General features: G+C 43.2%; 5 protein-coding genes. All 5 read right to left on the bottom strand.

The features are described 5' to 3' along the window. Positions 1-274 (bottom strand): hypothetical protein (locus tag REG_RS09320; protein ID WP_039908584.1); only part of this gene is annotated, 274 nt, incomplete at its 3' end. Positions 275-282: 8 nt separating this feature from the next. After that, entirely contained in the window at positions 283-519 is a 237-nt protein-coding gene (locus tag REG_RS13540) for a hypothetical protein (RefSeq protein WP_006705405.1), read from the bottom strand. Between the two features lie 98 nt (positions 520-617). Next, complete coding sequence (locus tag REG_RS09315) at positions 618-815, bottom strand: hypothetical protein (protein ID WP_050749384.1); 198 nt, start codon at positions 813-815, stop codon at positions 618-620. Then, entirely contained in the window at positions 787-1,263 is a 477-nt protein-coding gene (locus REG_RS09310; RefSeq protein ID WP_006705404.1) for a methylated-DNA--[protein]-cysteine S-methyltransferase, read from the bottom strand. Before REG_RS09310 ends, REG_RS09315 begins: the two co-directional genes overlap by 29 nt. Before the next feature lie 93 nt (positions 1,264-1,356). Further along, positions 1,357-1,707, bottom strand: a 351-nt coding sequence (locus REG_RS13830; protein ID WP_039908579.1) for a hypothetical protein, incomplete at its 5' end; no start/stop codon positions are given.

Below are 1,707 nucleotides of genomic sequence, written 5' to 3'. Positions count from 1 at the left end.
AATGAATTTCTTGCGGCACAGGCACCGATAAACAAGCGATACGTTGTCTGATACTGTTAGGGATCTTTTCTGTATGAAAAAAATAACGCTCACATCTCATACTCCAATAAAGTATTTTACTCAATGCTAGCATTTCATTCGGCGGTGAGAGCGTTTTATTAAAGACATATTCTAACAATGCGGAAAACAACTCATTTTCAGCAACACTGGTTTTAATTAAAACATTTTGAAAGAGGAAGGTTTTTATTTTTCGGTGAAGTTCTGATTGGGTCATGTTTTGTATCATCCTTGATTAATTTTTACTGACGTTATTAATACCCTTCGCCTTTGAAATTGCCTTCGGCTACCAGGGCGACCGACCGATGAGCGTGGACATGCGGCGAACCCCGCAGCCAACAACAGGGCGGCTTCAAAGGCGAAGGGTATGCGCCAAACACAAAAAAGGGCAGCGGTGATCACCGCTACCCTTGCTAAATAAATTATTCGATTGTTGGCGTAATCTACACCAGTTTTATGCACGATGCAAAATTAGTTAATGATACTTGACGCCAACGTTTAGAAAGCTAATTACATCCCCTTCGCCTTTGAAGCTGCCTTCGGCTGTCAGGGCTCACGGCCTAACTACCAAAAAGCATTTCAATTTCAGCACTGCCCATCTGGTCAAAATCATCTGGAACAGTAATTTGTCCCGCCATGAAGCCAAGTCGCTTCATCTTACCGAACTCAGAGACATTCAACGACATAACCTTGACAAGCGGTTTAGCGGATTTTGCCATAATGAATGAGTTAATCTGCTTGCCATATTTTCTTTTCATGCTCAAGTAACCATTGTTTGGTTTTTAATCCACCGGCATAGCGTACCAGACGCTGATCACTGCCTATCACGCGATGACAGGGGACAATAATCGATATTGGATTTTTGCCATTGGCCGCCCCCACCGCCCGACAATAATTCGCCGAGCCGATGGCCAACGCCAGTTGTTTATAGCTCCATGTCTCACCAAAAAGAATTTTTTGCAGTTCAGACCAGACTTTTTTCTGAAAATCAGTGCCGATAACATCTAGCTTCAGCCTAAAGATTTTACCCTGGCCAGCAAAATAATTTTCTAGCGCGCTAATCGCCTCGGATATAAGGCGATTGCTTTTCACCGGCTCTTTTTTTTCATTAACAAAGGCCAGAGTACATAAACCAATGTCAGTAGCTTGAAGATGTATAAAATCAGCGTCAAATCCCGATGGGGCATTAATACAATAATTATACATAGCAGTTATCTTTTATATTGTTTAGGTTAGCGATGGATTCTAACCTATGCACCGTTTTTATTCTTATATTGGGAGTAAAAAGACTAAGTATTGTTACTTTGCAGGAGTAAGCCTCGAATGTGCGAACGAGCTGGATGATCCTGCGCTGGTAAAAAGCCGTTTGGGAATTTCAACTTTTGCGTGCGGGATTCTATTTTTCACTTCCGTTGATTCAGGTCGAAGGACTGTTACAGGCTCCCTCGGCATAACAGCAGGTGCTACTCCTTCCTCCACTTCTCCAACTTCACCTGAAATTCGTTGAGCAGGCGCTGGGTCATGGCTACTCCCATCTAATTCATCATCTGGCCAATCATATACAAATACCGCCTCCGGGAAACGGGGCTGAATTGTAGTTCGTTTAACAGCCACTGTACGATAGCCATCATCCGGCTGCACTTGATGGCT

This window comes from Candidatus Regiella insecticola LSR1 (genome assembly GCF_000143625.1).
Lineage (GTDB): Bacteria > Pseudomonadota > Gammaproteobacteria > Enterobacterales > Enterobacteriaceae > Regiella > Regiella insecticola.
Note: the sequence above shows the minus strand (reverse complement) of the source record. Positions and strands in the feature narration are given on the sequence as shown.